Source organism: Marixanthomonas sp. SCSIO 43207 (assembly GCF_019904255.1).
Taxonomy (GTDB): Bacteria; Bacteroidota; Bacteroidia; order Flavobacteriales; family Flavobacteriaceae; genus Marixanthomonas.
The window spans coordinates 668,556-688,491 of the sequence record NZ_CP063203.1 but is presented as its reverse complement, the minus strand read 5'-3'; the positions used below and the strand labels follow the sequence as shown (position 1 = coordinate 688,491).

Sequence of the window (19,936 nt, the reverse complement as noted above, 5' to 3'; positions counted from 1 at the left end):
CTTTTTTTGTTTAAAAATATGCTCTCAATTGTACACTGCCGGTATGAATAGTTTTTGAAGTTTCACTCTTACGCCCAAAATAAGATAGATTGGCATCTAGATATTTAGTAATTCTCTTTTGAAACAAAACCTGCCAAGTAAAATTGGTTCCGGGTTGCAAACCTTCTAGCATTTGATAAGCAACCGGTGAAAAAGCACTTCCCGAAAAATCATTGGTTATATAGTTAAACTCACCATTCATTGAGATTTTTTCAGCATTATTAAAAGAAAAAGAAGCACCCAATTTCTGTTGGTTTAATTCTTCCATATCACCAAGTGTATTGTTTTTATTTCCGTATTCATAAAAAACATCAAAGCGAGTTTGTCTATTTAATAAATAAGAAACTTTAGGTTGAAAATCATAGGTGTCCAGCTTGTAATTTCTGCCAGGAAAATTTTCAGAAACACTTTTGTTGTTACCCAAAGAACCTTTTACATTAAACAACCAACTTTCCCAAACTTTATGATTAAAATTAAATTGGTGGCTTTGTATGGTGTTTTTCTGAAGCCCCACAGACAGTAAATTGTCACTAGAAGTTGAAATATAGGTATAACTAGTTGTATAGCGCTGTTTACCTCTGTTGAAAAATAACGCGTTTCTGAAGTTAAGATTTAGTCCCAATTGATCATCACCGCCATCTTCAAATGGGTTAATGTTAAAGCCATCGTTAGTACGTCTCACTTTTCTATCAATTACATATGAAGTTTGATTGTAAAACTTTGAAAGAAATTTAAAAATACCTTCTTTACCAGACCATTGCTGCGGATTGAGCGTTACAATCTGACTAAATTTATTTTGCCTAATTTTTATAAATAATTGATTGGGAAGCAATACCCTTACATACTCTGCTTGATCTTGAAACTGCGCAACCTCAAATTCTTCCAGTTCTTGAACACCATTATTGTTATAATCATTCCAGGTGTAAATACCTTGCCCGGGATCAACTTTTACATATGTAAATTCTTGCCTTGGTATCACACCGTTGTTTGACTCCAATGTTGTATTTAAACGTATACCATTGTCAAATAGCGATTGGTTGTATATAATACGGGAGTTTAAAGATTTTTCAAGCTGTTCTTCACGTTTTGTGTTAGGTAGTTTTAATGAATCATTTACACCTGTGTTGTTTTCATTATCAAAACCTTCCCTTTTCAAAACACGATAATTAGCAAATACAGAAAGTTGTGTGTTTTCTGAGTTGATAAGCTTTGATTTCAGGTAATATGTATTTGAACTATTTACTTTCTGAAGCTTAGCATTATAAATACTATCATTAATTTGATGTCTATAACCGGCTTCTACAAATACTTGTGTGCTATCGCCAATTCCTACAAATCCTTCGTATGATTGGTACTTTTGGCTTACAGGACTTAATTGGCTATTGGTAATAGTACGTACTTGATTATCTTCATATCCTATTTTACCACCAACCCAACTTTTATGTAATGAATACGTAGTAGTATTTGCCAAACGCACAAATTTACTGTCTAGAGAATCTCCTTTGCTTTTTAGATAACTTGCATTGGTTTTACTTCTCAGTTTTTTTAACTGAATTACAGAAGAAGTTACGTGACGTATTCCGCTAAAGTTTTCAGAAAAGTCTAAATTTTGAAATTCATACGTTGCATTACCAATCTGTGGGTCAGAAAACACGACTCCTCCGGTTGCATATCGTTGATTGCCCAATGGATTAATTAAATTCCAATCTCGGTTAAATTCAATATTATACAACCGCTCAATAGTTCTGAAATCTTTATTAATATAATCTACTGTAGCAAAACCATCAAGTTGTAATGAGTCTTGTGTGGTGAGCAATCGCTGTCTAGCTGTTAATCTACCGGCAAAACCATCATTATTGTTATCATCAATATTTGAGAATAAATTCAGGTCATTTTTGCTTCCTGCAACCTCAAAACCAATGGTAGTTTTTTCTGAAGGATGATAATTTCCATTCAACCCTCCTATTTGAAGTTTTGTTGGTGCATTTAATTGAATTATAGGTTCATAATTACCTTGCGGAATACCATTTACCGGTGGTACATATTCAAAAATACGGCTTATAGCACTTTGATTGCTTACAACATAATTACCTTGATTATCACCCACCAACGTAAACCGAACACTGAATAACTCATCATCAGGGTTGTTTGAAAAAACAAATACTTCTTCACCGTTTATAATTTCCTTTCTATATAATATTTTATTTTCTGAATATGTATCTTGAATAGCTGAAGGTGCTGTCATGGCTTCCATATCATCACCGGCAGCTTGTAAAATTGCTACTTGCTCTTCAGATAAATTTTGTTGCAACGGTTGATTTTTAGCATCATTTTCAGAATATATATACGTACCAATATCCAACTTTTCGCTGCTGTAATTTCCGCCACCATAACCTATAAAGCGAGTGTAGTTTCTATCAGTATATTGATATTCAACCGTAATACGCATATTGGCTGTGATAGGATAGGTTGAATTAAAAGTAATCTCACCGGCATTATAATCTATCACATAATCATTGTTTTCTCCTCTTTGTAAAAGCAAGCCATTAACATAAACTCGTTCACTTCCTGAAACAATTAAAATGAATAATTCACCATTGGGTCCTACTAGTTTGTATGGACCTTGGTTTCCTTCTTGTCCGGTAAATTGACTACGTTGAAAAACACCACGTACAATGGCTCCGCTAGCAAAAGCAGAAGTTTGTGCTCCGTTTTTATGATCAAAAGTACCTCCTAGAGCAATCCCTTGTACTTTTTTGGTAAACCGACCAAAGTAACTATTATTGTTTTCAAGATCTACATCACCAGCTCTAATCTTCCATTTGTCACTGTATAATTCAATAAAAATTTGATCAAACTCATCCAAGCTTTGAGAATAACCGCCTTCTTGTGTAGGAATGTTAGCATCTTGAATAGAAGCTCTTATAGAGACCTTTTCGCTTAATTTTCCGGTTATTTGAAGATCTAATTGTGAATTGAGCACCGCATTTTGATTGTTACCAATTGTCACACCGCGTGAAATGCTTCCTACCGTGTTTAAACCGTCAAAAGGTGTGAAGGCGCTATTATCTGTGCTTTCTTCAAGAGAATATAGTTTTTCAATAGCTCCGGTTTCTTCAACTATTAGGTTTTTATCAAATGTATAGTAATCACGTGTTAAAAAAAGGGGATACCGTAAATACTCAATAGTAATTGAATCTTGTAATTGTTGTGCTTCTTCAGAAAAAGTAACGATTCCGTTTTTATAATCAACCCTGTAAGATAATGAGTCTATGACAGAACCTGATTGATCAAAAACCCGAAAACGTGCCGGATTGATACTAAAACTATCTACTACAACCGTATCATTAACAACGGTTTTTTTGGTTCGGTAGTTAGACAAGGTATCTTGCGCAAAGCCAACTGCGGCAATACAAAACGCAAAAAGAAACAGATACAACTTCATTACCTTATACAACTTACTATAAGTCTTTTTATTTTGTGAATTATTTTAGGAAAACCTTTCAAGTATTCCGTAGGGTACAAATGCAACTTAATTCCTGCGTAGGCAGGAATCTTACCTAAACTAAGTATAAAGAATCAAATTTACCGTTGATCAAAGTATACTAGATTTTTTTAACTTGCCTTTTTTTATAAAAAGAATACTAACTTATTAAAAAGATTCCCGTCTACACGGGAAATGTTATGAAAATTATTTCTTACAACGTAAACGGAATTAGAGCAGCTATTAGAAAAGGATTTCTTGATTGGATTCAAAACGCCAATCCAGATGTAATCTGCATTCAAGAAACCAAAGCGATGAAAGAACAAGTAGACACCGATGCCATCACCGAAGCCGGCTATCCGTATCAATACTGGTACAGTGCTCAAAAAAAAGGGTATAGCGGTGTAGCAATTTTTTCAAAAACAGAACCCAATAACGTTGCGTATGGAACCGGAGTTGATTACATGGATCACGAAGGCCGAAATGTGCGAGTAGATTTTGATAACCTTTCAGTAATGAGCCTTTACCTTCCTAGCGGAACCAATATTGCTCGTTTAGAACATAAACTCACATTTATGGATGATTTTCAACACTATGTAGATGAGTTGAAACAACAAATTCCCAATCTCGTTATTTGCGGTGATTACAATATCTGTCACCAAGCAATTGATATTCACGATCCGGTGCGAAATAAAAATGTATCTGGGTTTTTACCGGTTGAACGTGAATGGATTGGCAACTTTATTGATAGTGGTTTTATAGATTCATTTCGCCACTTTAATAAAGAACCACACCATTATACTTGGTGGAGTTATCGCGCTAATGCTCGCAACAATAACAAAGGATGGCGTATAGATTATAATATGGTTGCTCAGCCTTTACAAGAAAATTTAAAAAGAGCCGTTATATTACCCGAAGCCAAACATAGTGACCATTGTCCGTTGTTGGTTGAACTTGAATTTTAAATCTCCAAATCTTTAATTATGCTTAAAAAATTGTTCTTCGGAATATTAATCGCATCAATTTCTACTTCATGCGTTTCATCAAAAATTTATGACGATTTAAAAGACCGTTATGCTGCTCTGAAAGCAGAAAATGAATCGTTAATGAATCAATTAGACAATGCTTCATCAGATGGGAAGGTGTATTCAGTTGATCAATTGCGAGATGAAATAGAAAGATTAAAAGCCGAAAATACTCGTTTGGCAATGGATTTGGCCGCTTCAGAAAAAAACTATAACCGTTTGCAAAAATCATATGATGCGCTAGAAGCAAATAGTTCATCTGCATTGACTGAAAACTTGGAACGCAACCGAAAATTATTAGCACAGCTAGAAGAAAAAGAACGTGCGTTGGCTGCAGAAAGTCAGCGATTAAACAAGCTTCAACAAGATTTAGCTGCCCGTTCTAAACGTGTTGATGAATTGGAAAGAATTATAGCCGCAAAAGATGCCAAAATGAAAGCACTTAAAGATGCAATTTCGGCAGCGTTAACCAATTTTGAAGGCAATGGTCTTACTGTAGAACAGCGTGACGGAAAAGTCTATGTTTCTATGGAAAATAAGTTGCTTTTTGAAAGCGGAAGTTGGGCCGTAAATTCACGCGGAAGACAAGCTGTTGTTCAGCTTGGGAATGTACTCGCACAAAATCCTGAAATAGCCGTTTTGATTGAAGGACATACTGATAATGTACCATACGGCGGCAACGGACCTTTAAAAAACAACTGGGATCTTTCTACCAAAAGAGCTACAGCAATAGTCAATATTTTGACTGAAAACGGTTCAATACCCAAAGATAATCTTACAGCTGCGGGTCGAGGAGAATACGCACCCATTGCAACAAACGCAACTGCTGAAGGAAAAGCAAAAAACCGTAGGATCGAAGTGATTTTAACTCCAAAACTTGATGAAATTTCAAAACTGTTGAATGAGATTTAACTCACAAACGCACTATACCCAGTAATCGCTCTACCTACAATAAGCGAGTTTATTTCTTTGGTGCCTTCATAACTGTAAATAGCTTCAGCATCGGCAACAAAACGGGCCACATCGTGTTCTAGTAAAATACCATTTCCACCCATTACTTCTCGAGCCCGGCTTACTACATCACGGGTTCGCATACTACAAAATACTTTGGCTAGTGAAGCGTGTTCATCGGTCAATAAGTCTTCATCTTGTAATTCTGATAGGCGAAAACAAAGCGTTTGCATCGCGGTAAGATTTGAAACCATTTCAACCAAATGATTTTGTATCAATTGAAATGAAGCAATAGGTCGCCCAAACTGCTCACGCTTTTTGGTGTATTTTAAGGCGCTTTCATACGCACCTCTTGCACAACCTACGGCTTGCCAAGCAACTGCGGCGCGCGTCATTTTAAGTACTTTGGCAGTGTCTTTAAACGATTCGCATTTTTGTAAACGATCGCTTTCAGGAACGCGGCAATCCTTCATAGTAATTAAGGCATTTTGAACGGTTCGCAGCGCCATTTTATTTTCCATTTTTTCGGTTTTAAAGCCGGGGTTTCCTTTTCGTACCAGAAATCCTTTAGCTCTGCCACTATCTTCATCACGAGCCCAAATAACTACAACATCGGCAAAGGTGGCATTACCAATCCATTTTTTTTGTCCGTTTAAAACCCACTCATCACCTTCTCGTTTACACGTTGTGCCCAATCCTCCGGCAACTGCAGAGCCTACTTCAGGTTCGGTTAAGCCAAAGGCACCAATTTTTTCCATCCGTTGCATTTTAGGCAGCCACTCTTGTTTTTGTTCTTCGCTTCCGCATACGTAAATAGAACCCATTGCTAGTCCGCTGTGAACACCAAAAAAAGTTGAAATAGATACATCAATTCGAGCCAATTCCATAGCGATAATACCTTCCATTAAAAAGCTTTGTTCGTCGGGACCAATACCATCGTAGGCAATTCCGCAGATATCTAGTTTGGCCATTTTAGGGATAATTTCAAAAGGAAATTCGGCTTTATTCCAATATTCATTTGCAATTGGTTTTATTTCCTTTTCCATAAATTGACGCACTTTTAGCTGAATTTCGCGTTGGCGTTCTGTTAACTTCAAACTTAAATCATAAAAATCACCATCGATTGGCGGTAATTTGTGTTGTCCTTTTTTGCCTTGACTTTTCAGCATTTTCATCAAGCCTTTTAATTGACGGTCATCTAGTTGACCAACAGCAGTCATTACTTCGGGTAAATCTATTTTTTGTGATAATTTACCTAGCGCATCAAGATCAACTTCTTTTAAAAGCGAGATGGTCTGTTTGATTTTTGAAAAGAAAGACATACGGTTCAGTTTAAAGATTGAAACTTAAAGATACCGTGTCTGTTTTAGTTTGTAGCCTAAAGAAGTGTTAATTTGAAGGTGCGCTTTTTAATAAAGATTGGTGCATAAACCCTTTTATCGAATCGTTTTTTTGAATGTGAAACCAGCTATTGTTTTTCCCTAGAATGGAAACCGAGTCATTTCTTCTTAAACTAGCTATTTGCTGATATTTTGTAGATGAGCCTAATCGTAATTCGGCATTATTGCGAGTTACTTTTCCGAAGGAAATGCGATTTATAGTTTTGTTTTTTGGAGCTTGCTGTTTTTTTATAAAAGGTAGCGGGTCTACAGCTCCTGAGTAGCCTTTGTAAATGCCAAAATGTAAATGTGGAGCAGTAGTTTTGGCGTTGCCGGTGTTTCCTACAAACCCCAAAGTATCTCCTTTTTTTACTCGTTTACCGCCTGTGGTTGCAATACTATCTAAATGTGCGTAATAAATAGAACTACCAAATAAACCATCACGCAGCCAAACTTGTTTGCCGCCCAGACCGCGGTTGCCCGTTGAGCTTACGCGGCCGTCGGTCACAGCAACAACAGGTGTGCCTCGTTTTGCAAAAATATCGACCCCTTCGTGTGAACGTTTCCCTCCATCTCGTGTGGCTCCCCAAAAACTTTTAATATCTCTATTGCCGGCACCACTCACCGGAAATTGGTACGTAGGAAGGGTGTAAATTTTTAGTGTAAATGATGTAGTACCTTGTAGTTGAGGTTGAATGACAACCTTTAAAGATTCATTTTTGGTTACCTCATAAGCTATACTTGATTTATTTGGTCTATTACTCTTTTTAGGTTTTTTTTGAAATACTGAGTCGTTTTGTTTCTGAAATAAATCAATAAAAAGGGAAAGTGAATCAATTTCGGTTTCAGTAGAAATAATTAATTTCTCTCCTTCTTTAACTGAAAAATTATAGCTGTAGACCGCATTGTTTTTTACATTTATAATACCTGTTTCGGTGTATGGAAGCTTAATTTGTAAACTATCTGTAAAGGCACGGTTGTAAGCCGCTTTCCAAGAGGTAAACCGCTTGTCATTGTCATCAAAGTTGCGTTCGTATACTTCTCTTGCTGTGGGTTGAGTAACCACATCTGTTGCTTTTTGAATTTGTTTACAACTCAATAAAAAGAGCAATATTAAAAGCCCATATAGTTCTTTTTTCATAGCAATACATACCCTGCAGAAACTATACCAACTTTACCCAAATAAATGCCTCACAACATCGTGAACCTTGGCTACTTTAATAATGTTGATTGTAAATTTTAGCTTCGGAAATTTGCAGTGTTTGGATACTATAATACTTCCAAAACCTAATTTTTCAGCTTCAAGAATACGTTGTTCTACGCGTGTGACAGGTCTAACTTCTCCGGCTAAACCAACTTCTGCAGCAAAACATAATGATTTGTCGATCGCTACATCAATATTTGAAGAAAGCACAGCGGCAACGACAGCTAAATCTATAGCAGGATCATCAACCGAAATTCCGCCAGTGACATTTAAAAATACATCTTTTGCACCTAGTTTAAAGCCGGCACGTTTTTCTAAAACAGCCAATAACATATTTAAGCGCTTCGCATTATAACCGGTTGCGCTTCGTTGTGGTGTTCCGTAAACGGCAGAACTAACCAACGCTTGAATTTCAATCATCAAGGGGCGCATGCCTTCTAGAGTTGCTGCAATGGCGGTACCGCTAAGATCTTCTTCGTTTTTTGAAATTAATATTTCTGAAGGATTTGACACCTCTCTTAATCCGCTTCCTTGCATTTCATAAATTCCTAGTTCGTTTGTACTTCCAAAACGATTTTTATGGGATCTAAGAATACGGTATACGTGATTTCTATCGCCTTCAAACTGTAAAACGGTGTCAACCATGTGTTCCAAAATTTTGGGACCGGCAATGTTACCGTCTTTAGTAATATGCCCAATCAAAATGACCGGGGTTGCGGTTTCTTTTGCAAACTTAATAAGCTCTGTGGTGGTTTCTCTTATTTGCGAGATACTTCCTGCGCTGCTTTCAATATGATCGGTATGCAAGGTTTGAATAGAATCAATAACAACAATGTCGGGTTCGGTTTCTTCAATATTTCTGAAAATATTTTGTGTTTTTGTTTCGGTAAGAATAAAGCAGTTTTCTGAAACCGGTTGTATGCGTTCTGCACGCATTTTAATTTGTTGTGCGCTTTCTTCACCAGAAACATACAGTGTTTTGTATGGTAGTTGTAAAGCAACTTGCAGCATCAACGTACTTTTTCCTATACCGGGCTCGCCGCCTAAAAGCGTTAACGAACCGGGAACGAGACCACCGCCCAAAACACGATTAAGTTCATTGTTTTTGGTATTCATCCTTGCTTCTGAAACGGCAGAGATTTCAGAAACACGTAACGGTTTGGCAGCACGTTTTGCTGTAGCTGAAGAAGGTTTCCAGCTTACTTTTTCAGCTTTTTGAATAACTTCTTCGGCAATTGTATTCCACTCACCGCAAGACGTACATTTGCCTTGCCATTTTGAATATTGTGCGCCGCAGTTTTGACAGAAAAAAGTGGTTTTGGTTTTTGCCATAATCTTTTGCTAAAATAAGTATATTTACATAAGTAAATGCGTTCCCCCATGAAACAACTTTTACTCTCGCTTTTTTGTTTGTTTGTTTTTTCGATGTATGCTCAAGAAAATGAACAACATATCATTGAATTAAAACAGAAAATAAATTCTTCAGAAAAGGGAGAAAAGTTGCGATGGATGGATAGTTTAACAGACTATATTTTCTATAGTACCCAGCGCAATCCAGATTCAATTTTACAAGCTACTATATCATATGCAATTCAATTAGATTCAATGCATATTGCTATTGACCAACTTTCAAACAGGATGGATTATTTAAATAATACAATGGGTAATCCTGAAGATGCTTTGGTAGCGTATGAGAAAATAAGACCTAAAATTTCCGAAGTAAAGGATGAAACCATTTTGACTAGGTTGTATTTAAATATTGGGGATAGCCATTTTTTTACTAAAGAATATGAAAAAGCTATTGCCTATTACGACACAACAATTGCGTTTGCAAAAAAAGCAAACAAACAACGCTTATTAGGTCTTGCTACAATGTACAAGGCTGGTACGCAAAGTCAAATTGGTGATTTTGCAAAGAGTTCACAAGGGTTACAAGAATCAATTAAGCTATTTAAAAAATCTAAAGATACCTTCAATATTATAAGTGCTAATAATTCATTATCGATTTTGTATAGTCAAAACGGGTTTTACAAAGAAGCTGCTCAAGTAAGAAAGGAAGGAATAGCATTGGCAAAAAACATCAATAGTAATGCTCATTTGGTGACTTTTTATATGAATGCCGCGACCGATGATAATAAACAAAATAGACCTAAAGAGCGAATACAAAACTTACTATTAGCAAAAGAGGCTTCAGATAACTCGGGTCACGATGCCTTTTATAATCCTATTTTATATTCACACCTTAGTATCGCATATTCAGAAACAGATAGCCTTGAGCTTGCAAGAAAATACTTATCAAAACTTGAAAAACTCACTATACAAGATAGTGAACACCATAGACTTGGAGGTTACTATTCTGCATTAAAGCATTTTTGGTTTGCAAAAAAAGAGTACCCCAAAGCACTACAATATGCTAAGGAACATCTAGCAGTAACTAAAAAAAGCAGTGACTATGAAGGGATTATGAATGCTGAAAAGTTTCTGGCAGCTATCTATGATGTTACCAATAATGAAGCTGAAGCTTATAAGCACTTTAAAGCTTATGAAGCTATTAAAGACTCTATCTCAAATGTACAAAAGGTCAACGCTTTAAGTTATTATCAAACCCTGTATGAAACCGAAAAAAGAGATGCAAAAATTGAAATGCAACAAAGCGATATTGCACTGCTTGATGCTGAAAATAGACTAAAAAATCAATGGTTGCTCTTTGGTGGTTTGGGGATGTTGGGTCTTTTTGGAGCCGTGGTGTTAACCCGATCTCGTTTTGCAGCAAAGAAACGACAAAAACTTCAGGAACGTTTTTCTCAAGATTTAATCAAAGCTCAAGAAGATGAACGCACTCGAGTAGCTAGAGAACTGCACGATAGTGTGGGGCAAAAACTTATGCTGCTTACCAAAAAAACAAAAACTATTGGTGATAGAGATATGGAATCTTTGGCAGGGACTACACTAGAAGAGCTACGAAGTATATCAAGAGGTTTGCATCCTGCAACTCTAGAAAAACTTGGAGTTACCAAGGCAATTGAAACTATGATTAATGAAGTAGATGCAAATACAAATATCTTTTTTACCAATGAAATTGAAAATATAGATAGTGACTTGACCCCAGACCAAGCCTTGCATTTATATAGAATCATTCAAGAAGTACTTAATAATATGGTTAAACATGCTCAAGCAAAAGCAGCTTCTGTTCAAATATCAAAAAAAGGAAAAGTAATAGAAGCTCTAATAAAAGATAATGGAGATGGCTTTGAGTATAACGAACAATTAAACAATTCAGAAAGCTTGGGAATGAAAACATTACTTGAACGAGCCAAAATTATACACTCAAAACTTAGTATTGAAACTGCTCACTTAAAAGGAACCTCAATCTTATTGCAAATCCCTACATAATGATAGATAAAGACTTTACCATAGTAATTGCAGATGATCACCCTATGTTACTTAGTGGCCTTAATGAAGAACTTACTAGAAATGGGTACAATGTGATAGGTCAAGCAAATAATGGAGCCAAAGCTCTAGATTTAATTCTTAAACTACAGCCAGATATTGCTTTACTAGACATTGACATGCCTTTAATGACCGGTCTTGAAGTAATAAAAACTGCCAAAGAAAAAAATAGCGAGACCAAATTTGTAATCCTTTCATTTCATAGAGAACCAGAGTATGTAGTGCAAGCAAAGGCATTACAGATTGATGGCTATCTATTAAAAGAAGACTCTTTTGTTGAAATAGATAGTTGTATGGAAACCGTTTTAAGCGGAAGAGAGTATTTCAGTAACTCGTTTGATACGGCATCTTTAGATTCAGCTTCAGAAGAAATGACAAAATTAAAAACATTAACACCTTCTGAAGTTACTATCTTAAAATTAATTGCCTCACAAAAAAACACAGTTGAAATAGCCGAAGAGCTTTTTGTCTCTACGCGTACCGTAGAAAAACACCGTAGTAATATTATAGACAAACTTCTGCTTGAAAAAGGAACAAACACCTTAACCAACTGGGCGTTGCTTAATAGGGTTTTAATTAGTAAAATCTAATAACCAAAGTCTGCTTTTATTTTATCTGCTCTATCCAATAACATATCAACGGTTATAAAATCTGTTTCTTCTTTATCAAAAGCACCTTGAAACGTTCGCATTGCTTTTTTGGGCTCTCCAATTTCTTCATAATAGCGACCTAAAAAATAATCGCCCATATTCATGTCTGGATATTGTTTTTTTGCCATAGTTCCTATTTCACGAAGAGATTCCCATTGTTTTAACTTTTCAGCAGCAGTGGCAGTTGCTATAAAATCGTTTATTCGTATTGGGTTTGTGAGTGCAAAAAGGTTTTCAATAGTGTTATACTTTTCTTTTAAATATTCATCTACTGGTGATTCCATTTTTAAAAGAACATCGCTATATTCTTTTTTACTTATAGGGCGATATACAGAAAATATTTTTTCAAGAGCATTGGGTATGCCTCTACTTACCAATGAATAATGTGTAGCTCCATCAAAATTATCATAATAATACTCAAAGTTTTCTGAATCAATGTTTTGCAACGGAGCATTTAAAAGTTTGGTTACTTCCATTAAAGATTGAATATCATCGGTGCCGGTGGCTAAATAGTAAAAAATTTCAGACTCTATTTCTGGAATACGTTGTGGTATACGTTCATCGAGTAAAGGCGCTAGGTCTGGACTTAAACTTATATACCCATTAAATAGCGGTGGGTCTTTAAATAGGTAGTAATTGATAAAGTTTGCTGTAAAGTCGTGCCCTACTGCAATGGTAAATTTTGCTGTTCGATAATTGTTATCTATAAACGGAAGCAATTCTAGACCAATAAACTCAAAAAATGCTGCTCCTTTATCTGCCGGAAAAAAATTAGTGTCATCATAATTACAATCATCATAACGTTTTTCACCTTGCATAATACCAACGACAATGCTTTCTGGCATATCTTCCCAATAGCTAAGGTAGTCTACGTTTCCGGCCACGGGCTCAAACAAGTAATCTGCGTCAAGTACAACTACAATAGGGTAAACTTTTTCAGTATTGGAGTCATAATTTCTAGGCAATTGTATTTTTAATTTTCGAGTTTCTTGAAGTTTTTCTGAATTAAATTCTTCATATAAAATTTGAGCTGAAGCGGAAAGAGAAACTAAAAAGCAAAAGAGAAGTATCGCTGTTTTTTTCATAAAAGGTCAAGTTTTAGAACTGGAAAGATACTAAAATTTAAAACTTTTTGTTGAAAAGAAAACTTATGCCTTTACCTTGTTATAGATAGGTAAGAATAAAAAGGAAAGCCCGCCAAAAAATACAATTGAACAAATGTTTGAGGTCCATACAATCCAGCCAAAAGCGGTGCCTGCAGTTTCGGCAATTCCGAAAACCGCTAGAATTGCTGCCACAAAAAAGGGATAGGTGCCAAAACCGCTATTGGTAAAAGCAAATGAAAAACTACCAACTACAAATGCAATAACAACAGTACCAAAAGGAATTGAACTTGTTTCAGGTAAGGCAAACATAGCCGTGTAAAATGAAAAGAAATACAATCCCCAGATTAAAAACGTCTGAATCACAAATGATGTTTTTTGCTTCATTTTAAAAATACTGAATACACCATCTTTAAGCCCAAGCAAAAATTGTTTTAATTTTTTTTGAAGAGTTGATTTTGAATATTTCAGAAAAACGAAAAAGAGCAATCCCAAGATGGCTAAAGCGCCAAATGCCATAAAGAGTTTTGAAGGTTTTATGGTTTCAGTCAAAAAGGCATATAGTTCATCAAACTGAAGGAAAAGTGCCAGAGCAGTAAACGCCATTAAAAACACAAGGTCTACAACTCGCTCTGATATTATGGTACCGAATCCTTTGTCAAATGGAACATCTTCATATTTATCGAGAACGATACCTCTTGATATTTCACCACTTTTTGGGATAAACATATTCATTAAATAAGCTACCGATATTGCCATAAAGTTGTTAAGTACTCTTGGCTTAAAGCCTATGGGAGCTAGTAATAAATTCCATCGAGTTGCTCTTAAAATATGGCTTATAAGGGTGAGAATTACAGATAATGCAACAAATGTATAGTCTGCTTTTTTAAAGTAAAATGTAATTTCATCCAGTTGTTCTGGTGTAAATTTTGAGTATGAGTAATACACCAAAAAAATGCCCAAGGCCAATGGCAGGGCAATTTTTAAAAATTTTGTGAAAGATTTTTTCAACTTATTTTAAAAGGTTGTTTTCTTCATTTGGAAAAACAAGAGCCGGTTTAAATTTTTTGGCTTCTTCAATACTCATCATAGCATATGTGATAAGTATCAATATGTCACCTGGGGCAACTTTTCTGGCTGCAGCTCCATTGAGTGTGATTTCGCCACTATTACGGGGTCCTGGAATGGCATAGGTCTCTAATCGCTCGCCATTATTATTGTTTACAATTTGTACTTTTTCACCTTCAATAATATTTGCGGCATCCATTAAATCTTCATCAATAGTAATGCTGCCTATATAGTTGAGGTCTGCACCGGTAACTTTAACTCTGTGAATTTTAGATTTTACTACATGTATTTGCATAGTGCAAAGGTATTAATTTAGAGCCATATTATCTATTAATCTTATTTTACCAATAAAAACAGCTATAAAGGCTCTATATTTTTCTTTTTCAGATTTTTTTGTAGCTGTTTTCAAGGTGTTTTCGTTAGCTATTTCAAAATACTCTAGCAGTAATTGGTCGTTATTTTTGAAAATTTCTTTCACATAATCATTTAATTCTGAAATGGTATGTGAGGCAAACTTTTCTTTAACTTCAGAAAGGGTTTTATATAAAAGCGTTGCTTCTTTTTTTTCTTCTTCGGTAAGGCGTTTGTTGCGAGAGCTGAGAGCGAGACCACTTTTTTCTCTAACAATAGGAACACCTACAATGGTAATGGGAAGGTCTTCAATTTTGACTAGCTTTTTTACTATTTGTAATTGCTGAAAATCCTTTTGTCCAAAATAAGCGTTATCTGGTTTAATACTCCTGAAAAGAATATTTAGTATCGTGCCTACACCATTAAAATGCCCTTCACGGTGTTTGCCTTCCATTTCAAACTCTAAACCGCCAAAACTATAATCTGTAGCTTCTACATCATCACCGTATACTTCTTGAGCGTTTGGAGCGTAAATAACAATATTATTATCTATTGAGTTTAACAGGGCTTCATCTGTGTCAAGGTCACGAGGGTATTTTTCTAAATCCTCTGGATTGTTGAATTGCGTAGGATTGACAAAAATACTCACAACCACACAATCGTTTTCTTTGAGAGCTTTTTTAACCAGAGTTAAATGCCCTTCGTGTAAAGCTCCCATAGTAGGAACAAAACCAATTTTTTTAGATTTCCGCCAAGGTTTCAGAAAAGCTAAAAGCGATTCTTTATTAGTATATACGCTCATGAATAAAAATTGAGTGGCGGCAAAATTAATAGATTATGAGCAATCTACATAAATTTTCGTAATTTTGCACTTTCAAAACAAGTAAGCTACTAAAGTAATATATTTATGAAAGATAAAAGAGTCTTGTATGTGTCTTCTGAAGTAATACCTTATCTACCGGAGACCGAGATTTCTTCCATGTCGTTTGAAGCTCCCAAAATGGTCAATGACAATGGTGGTCAAATACGAATATTTATGCCGCGTTACGGTAATATTAATGAGAGACGCCATCAACTACACGAGGTAATACGTTTAAGCGGAATGAACTTAGTAATTAACGATCTTGATATGCCGTTAATTATTAAAGTTGCATCTATACCAAAAGAACGTATGCAGGTGTATTTTATTGACAATGATGATTATTTTAAGCGTAAAGCAACCTATGCAGATGAAGATGGAACTTTCTTTCCAGATAATGATGAGCGCGCTATCTTTTTTGCAAAAGGAGTGATTGAAACTGTAAAAAAATTAAACTGGTCACCAGATATAATTCACGTACACGGTTGGTTAGCATCATTTTTGCCATTATACCTTCGCAACTACTATGGCACAGAGCCTTTATTTGAAAATAGTAAAATAGTTACCTCCGTATACAATCAAGCCTTTGATGGTACGTTAAACAATAATGTAAAAGAAAAAATATTGTTTGACGGTATAGAAGAAGAAACAGTTGCAGAACTTGATAACCCAAATTATGTAAATATGATGAAGGTTGCTGTAAAAAATTCAGATGCAGCCATAATAGGTTCAGATGATATACCGGAAGGATTAGAAAACTACCTTAACAACTTGGACAAACCAGTGTTAAAATTTCACAAAAAAGAAGAGTTTTCAGAAGCATATTTAGACTTTTACGAAACGAAAGTATTGTAGAAAACAAACCCTTACACAATTTAAATTTCATATGAAGATTAAGAATTTGTTGCCAAAACTCGCAACGGTATTGTTTATAATCGTTGCCTTGGCATCTTGCGAAGAGGATATTGATATTATAGGGTCTGAAATTGTGGGTGATAACACCTTTATAGAGCCAGATCAAACCAACACTGTGATTGCTTATAGTCGTAAACTGTTACCAATACAAACAAATGGCTTGTCTGCATACCAATTAGGGATTAAAAACGATCCTGTTTATGGAAAAACTACTGCCAATTTACTTTCTCAAGTAACACTTGGTCAAACCGATCCAAAATTTGGTGACAGTGTAAGTGTAGATAGTGTTGTATTATATATTCCTTTTTTTAGTGAAAGTGAAACAATAGGAGAAGATACACTTAATTATACTTTAGATTCTGTTTATGGAGAAGATCCTATTAATATTTCACTATATGAGTCAAATTACTTTTTAAGAGATTTAGATCCTGAAACAGGTTTTCAAGAAACTCAAAACTACTATTCAGATTTAGAAACGACCCTAGATAACAATCCTAGTTTGATAGGTGATTTAATATTTGAAGTTGAAAATTTTGCTCCAAGTGATGAGGGATTTGTGCTTCCCACCACAGAAACCGCAGCAGATGGTGATATTGTAAATGAAGTGCTTTCGCCTGGATTACGAGCAAAATTACCTATCGAGTTTTTTCAGCAAAAAATTGTTGATATGGAAGGTTCAAATGAGCTTTTAAGTAATAATAATTTCAAAGATTATTTTAGAGGGATCTATTTTAAAGTTGCTTCGGCGACAGATACAGGAAACTTTTTTCTTTTTGATCCTTCCGAAGCAAAAATTACCATGTATTACTCTTTTTATGATGAAAATGATGAAGAGGATGGTCGTGATGAAGCTACACTAGAGCTTAACTTTGATGGCATTAATGTGAGTTTACTTCAAGATGAATTACCTCAAAATATACTATCTGCAGTAGAAAATCCAAATGTTGATAACGGTGATGAAAACCTATATATAAAAGGCGGTGACGGTATTGCGGCTGTAGTGCAATTATTTGGTAATGAAGATAACCTTAACGCAAACCTAGAACCTGGTCCTAATGGAGTGCCTGACGAACTTGATATTTTGCGTGATGAAAAACCGCTTATCAATGAAGCCAACTTGGTTTTTTACGTAAATAAAAGTAGAACAGGAGCAATAGAAAATGAACCAGAACGTATTATTATTTTTGATGCTACAAATGGTAGAGTTCTTATTGATTATTTAACAGATCCTGCAAATACAGAAGAACCACTAACTCATAGAACCAATCATTTAGGAAGATTAGAGAGAGATGCAAACGGTCAAGGAAACTTTTATAAAATTAAATTAACTACGTATGTAAGTGATTTAATTAACAGAGACTCCACAAACGTACCTCTTGGGTTAATGGTTACAGATAACGTAGTAAGGCCAAACTTTAAAGATCTTAAAAACACCCAAGCTCCCGGTCTTAAAAGAGTACCAGGAACCAGCGTGCTAACCCCTAAAGGAACTGTCTTACACGGCAGCAACTCTCCAAGTGAGAATAGAAGATTAAAACTTCAACTTTTTTATACTAAACCCGAGTAATGATATGTGCGGAATTGTAGGATATATTGGTAAAAAAGAAGCTTACCCAATTGTTTTAAACGGATTAAAAAGACTAGAATATCGCGGTTATGATAGTGCCGGTATAGCACTATTTGACGGTTCTACTATACAATTGTGTAAAACACAAGGTAAAGTAGCAGATCTTGAAGCCAAAGCAGAAAAAAATATTACGTTAAAAGGAAGTCTAGGTATAGGTCATACACGATGGGCTACTCACGGAGTTCCTAATGATGTAAATTCACACCCACATTATTCAAATAGTGGAGATTTGGTTATAATTCATAATGGAATAATTGAAAACTATGCTTCCATTAAAAAAGAATTAATCAATCGCGGGTATACATTTACTTCAGATACCGATACTGAAGTGTTGGTTAACCTAATAGAAGAAGTAAAAAAACAAGAAAATGTAAAACTTGGTAAAGCTGTTCAAATAGCCTTAAATCAAGTTGTTGGTGCATATGCAATTGCACTGTTTGATAAAAATAAACCTGACGAAATTGTTGTAGCAAAACTTGGAAGTCCTTTAGCCATTGGTATAGGTGACGATGAGTTTTTTGTAGCAAGTGATGCATCGCCGTTTATAGAATTTACCAATAATGCAATTTATCTTGAAGATCAAGAAATGGCTATCATTCGTCGAGGACGTGATGTTAAAGTACGTAAAATTAAGGATGATAAAGTAGTTGCTCCGTATGTTCAAGAACTTCAACTTAACCTTGAGCAAATTGAAAAAGGTGGTTATGATCACTTTATGCTCAAAGAAATCTACGAGCAACCATCTGTTATTAAAGATACTTATAGAGGACGTTTGCTGGCCAATGAAGGTATCGTGCGTTTAGGAGGGCTAGAAGACCATATTAAGCGATTTACCAATGCAGATCGTATTATTATAGTTGCGTGCGGTACATCTTGGCATGCAGGATTGGTAGCAGAATATGTTTTTGAAGACTTAGCTAGAATACCTGTTGAGGTAGAATATGCTTCAGAATTTAGATACCGTAATCCTATAATCACAGAAAAAGATGTTGTTATTGCTATTTCGCAAAGTGGTGAAACAGCAGATACATTGGCAGCTATTAAACTTGCAAAAGAAAAAGGCGCATTTGTATATGGAGTTTGTAATGTAGTTGGCTCAACTATTTCTAGAGAAACGCATAGTGGTACATATACACACGCAGGCCCTGAAATAGGTGTTGCTTCTACAAAAGCATTTACTACTCAAATTACTGTTTTAATAATGATTGCGCTTCGCTTAGCAAAATCTAAAGGAACCTTATCACAGAGTGATTACATGCTTCATTTAAGAGAGCTAGATATGATTCCGGGTAAAGTAGAGGAAGCCTTAAAAGGAGATGATAAGATTAAAGAAATTTCAAAAGTATTTAAAGATGCAGCAAATTTCTTATACCTAGGAAGAGGATATAATTTCCCGGTAGCATTGGAAGGAGCCTTAAAGCTAAAAGAAATTTCATACATACACGCAGAAGGGTATCCTGCCGCCGAAATGAAACACGGACCAATTGCTTTAATCGATGAGCAAATGCCGGTTGTGGTAATTGCAGTAAACAGTAACCATTATGAAAAGGTAGTAAGCAATATACAAGAGATTAAGTCTAGAGCCGGAAAAATTATTGCTGTAGTAACAGAAGGTGACACTACTGTTAAAGAAATGGCAGATTATATTATGGAAGTGCCAAAAACACCAGAGACGTTATCACCGTTAGTCACTACTATTCCATTGCAATTATTGTCTTATCACATAGCTGTAATGTTGGGTAAAAATGTTGATCAGCCTAGAAATTTAGCAAAATCAGTTACAGTTGAGTAAGTAACTGTTTATAGAGCACTGTTATAAAAAGCCTTCAAA

The 19,936-nt window shown here is 35.3% G+C and carries 15 protein-coding genes; 7 read left to right on the top strand and 8 right to left on the bottom strand.

Annotation, left to right across the window (positions count from 1 at the left end):
* Positions 1 to 10 precede the first annotated feature (10 nt).
* Complete coding sequence (locus INR76_RS03150) at positions 11 to 3,484, bottom strand: hypothetical protein (protein ID WP_223109209.1); 3,474 nt, start codon at positions 3,482 to 3,484, stop codon at positions 11 to 13.
* A gap of 239 nt (positions 3,485 to 3,723) precedes the next feature.
* On the opposite strand from INR76_RS03150, the gene INR76_RS03145 reads away from it, so the two are divergent.
* Positions 3,724 to 4,488 (top strand): exodeoxyribonuclease III, encoded by a 765-nt coding sequence (locus INR76_RS03145; RefSeq protein ID WP_223109208.1) that lies wholly within the window; start codon positions 3,724 to 3,726, stop codon positions 4,486 to 4,488.
* Positions 4,489 to 4,506: 18 nt separating this feature from the next.
* Positions 4,507 to 5,460: an OmpA family protein gene (locus tag INR76_RS03140; protein WP_223109207.1), complete on the top strand. Its 954-nt coding sequence runs from the start codon at positions 4,507 to 4,509 to the stop codon at positions 5,458 to 5,460.
* On the opposite strand, the gene INR76_RS03135 is transcribed toward INR76_RS03140, so the two are convergent.
* The 3 genes from INR76_RS03135 to radA form a co-directional block, all read right to left on the bottom strand.
* Positions 5,457 to 6,821 (bottom strand): acyl-CoA dehydrogenase family protein, encoded by a 1,365-nt coding sequence (locus INR76_RS03135; protein WP_223109206.1) that lies wholly within the window; start codon positions 6,819 to 6,821, stop codon positions 5,457 to 5,459. The two genes, INR76_RS03140 and INR76_RS03135, sit on opposite strands and share 4 nt — an antisense overlap.
* Before the next feature lie 67 nt (positions 6,822 to 6,888).
* Positions 6,889 to 8,019 (bottom strand): peptidoglycan DD-metalloendopeptidase family protein, encoded by a 1,131-nt coding sequence (locus tag INR76_RS03130; RefSeq protein WP_223109205.1) that lies wholly within the window; start codon positions 8,017 to 8,019, stop codon positions 6,889 to 6,891.
* A gap of 33 nt (positions 8,020 to 8,052) precedes the next feature.
* The gene (gene radA, locus INR76_RS03125; protein ID WP_223109204.1) at positions 8,053 to 9,414 is read right to left on the bottom strand and encodes a DNA repair protein RadA; all 1,362 of its coding nucleotides are present in this window, start codon (positions 9,412 to 9,414) and stop codon (positions 8,053 to 8,055) included.
* A gap of 48 nt (positions 9,415 to 9,462) precedes the next feature.
* Between radA and INR76_RS03120 the strand changes: the two genes are divergently transcribed.
* Positions 9,463 to 11,475, top strand: a complete 2,013-nt coding sequence (locus INR76_RS03120) for a sensor histidine kinase (RefSeq protein WP_223109203.1) — start codon at positions 9,463 to 9,465, stop codon at positions 11,473 to 11,475.
* The gene (locus tag INR76_RS03115; RefSeq protein ID WP_223109202.1) at positions 11,475 to 12,122 is read left to right on the top strand and encodes a response regulator transcription factor; all 648 of its coding nucleotides are present in this window, start codon (positions 11,475 to 11,477) and stop codon (positions 12,120 to 12,122) included. Before INR76_RS03120 ends, INR76_RS03115 begins: the two co-directional genes overlap by 1 nt.
* Here INR76_RS03115 and INR76_RS03110 read toward each other — a convergent pair.
* The 4 genes from INR76_RS03110 to panC all read right to left on the bottom strand — a co-directional run bounded on the left by INR76_RS03110 (position 12,119) and on the right by panC (position 15,506).
* Positions 12,119 to 13,267 carry an alpha/beta hydrolase gene (locus INR76_RS03110; protein ID WP_223109201.1) on the bottom strand — a complete coding sequence of 383 codons (1,149 nt, stop codon included), beginning with the start codon at positions 13,265 to 13,267 and terminating at the stop codon, positions 12,119 to 12,121. The genes INR76_RS03115 and INR76_RS03110 overlap by 4 nt on opposite strands.
* A gap of 63 nt (positions 13,268 to 13,330) precedes the next feature.
* Positions 13,331 to 14,296, bottom strand: coding sequence for a lysylphosphatidylglycerol synthase transmembrane domain-containing protein (locus tag INR76_RS03105; protein WP_223109200.1), 966 nt, complete (start codon positions 14,294 to 14,296; stop codon positions 13,331 to 13,333).
* A gap of 1 nt (position 14,297) precedes the next feature.
* Entirely contained in the window at positions 14,298 to 14,648 is a 351-nt protein-coding gene (panD, locus tag INR76_RS03100) for an aspartate 1-decarboxylase (RefSeq protein WP_223109199.1), read from the bottom strand.
* Between the two features lie 12 nt (positions 14,649 to 14,660).
* A complete protein-coding gene (gene panC, locus INR76_RS03095) occupies positions 14,661 to 15,506 on the bottom strand; it encodes a pantoate--beta-alanine ligase (protein ID WP_223109198.1) in 846 nt (281 codons plus the stop codon).
* 105 nt (positions 15,507 to 15,611) lie between these two features.
* On the opposite strand from panC, the gene INR76_RS03090 reads away from it, so the two are divergent.
* Genes INR76_RS03090 through glmS form a run of 3 tightly spaced genes read left to right on the top strand, consistent with a single transcriptional unit; the run spans position 15,612 to position 19,897 of the window.
* Complete coding sequence (locus tag INR76_RS03090; RefSeq protein WP_223109197.1) at positions 15,612 to 16,418, top strand: glycogen/starch synthase; 807 nt, start codon at positions 15,612 to 15,614, stop codon at positions 16,416 to 16,418.
* 31 nt (positions 16,419 to 16,449) lie between these two features.
* Positions 16,450 to 18,045: a DUF4270 domain-containing protein gene (locus tag INR76_RS03085; RefSeq protein ID WP_223109196.1), complete on the top strand. Its 1,596-nt coding sequence runs from the start codon at positions 16,450 to 16,452 to the stop codon at positions 18,043 to 18,045.
* A gap of 4 nt (positions 18,046 to 18,049) precedes the next feature.
* Entirely contained in the window at positions 18,050 to 19,897 is a 1,848-nt protein-coding gene (gene glmS, locus INR76_RS03080) for a glutamine--fructose-6-phosphate transaminase (isomerizing) (RefSeq protein WP_223109195.1), read from the top strand.
* Positions 19,898 to 19,936 lie beyond the last annotated feature (39 nt).

Coding starts and splice junctions, on each gene's coding strand:
- glmS (WP_223109195.1), top strand. CDS start 18,050: ATGTGCGGAATTGTAGGATATATTGGTAAAAAAGAAGCTTACCCAATT.
- INR76_RS03150 (WP_223109209.1), bottom strand. CDS start 3,484: ATGAAGTTGTATCTGTTTCTTTTTGCGTTTTGTATTGCCGCAGTTGGC.
- INR76_RS03120 (WP_223109203.1), top strand. CDS start 9,463: ATGAAACAACTTTTACTCTCGCTTTTTTGTTTGTTTGTTTTTTCGATG.
- panD (WP_223109199.1), bottom strand. CDS start 14,648: ATGCAAATACATGTAGTAAAATCTAAAATTCACAGAGTTAAAGTTACC.
- INR76_RS03085 (WP_223109196.1), top strand. CDS start 16,450: ATGAAGATTAAGAATTTGTTGCCAAAACTCGCAACGGTATTGTTTATA.
- INR76_RS03090 (WP_223109197.1), top strand. CDS start 15,612: ATGAAAGATAAAAGAGTCTTGTATGTGTCTTCTGAAGTAATACCTTAT.
- panC (WP_223109198.1), bottom strand. CDS start 15,506: ATGAGCGTATATACTAATAAAGAATCGCTTTTAGCTTTTCTGAAACCT.
- INR76_RS03145 (WP_223109208.1), top strand. CDS start 3,724: ATGAAAATTATTTCTTACAACGTAAACGGAATTAGAGCAGCTATTAGA.
- INR76_RS03115 (WP_223109202.1), top strand. CDS start 11,475: ATGATAGATAAAGACTTTACCATAGTAATTGCAGATGATCACCCTATG.
- INR76_RS03140 (WP_223109207.1), top strand. CDS start 4,507: ATGCTTAAAAAATTGTTCTTCGGAATATTAATCGCATCAATTTCTACT.
- INR76_RS03130 (WP_223109205.1), bottom strand. CDS start 8,019: ATGAAAAAAGAACTATATGGGCTTTTAATATTGCTCTTTTTATTGAGT.
- INR76_RS03110 (WP_223109201.1), bottom strand. CDS start 13,267: ATGAAAAAAACAGCGATACTTCTCTTTTGCTTTTTAGTTTCTCTTTCC.
- INR76_RS03135 (WP_223109206.1), bottom strand. CDS start 6,821: ATGTCTTTCTTTTCAAAAATCAAACAGACCATCTCGCTTTTAAAAGAA.
- radA (WP_223109204.1), bottom strand. CDS start 9,414: ATGGCAAAAACCAAAACCACTTTTTTCTGTCAAAACTGCGGCGCACAA.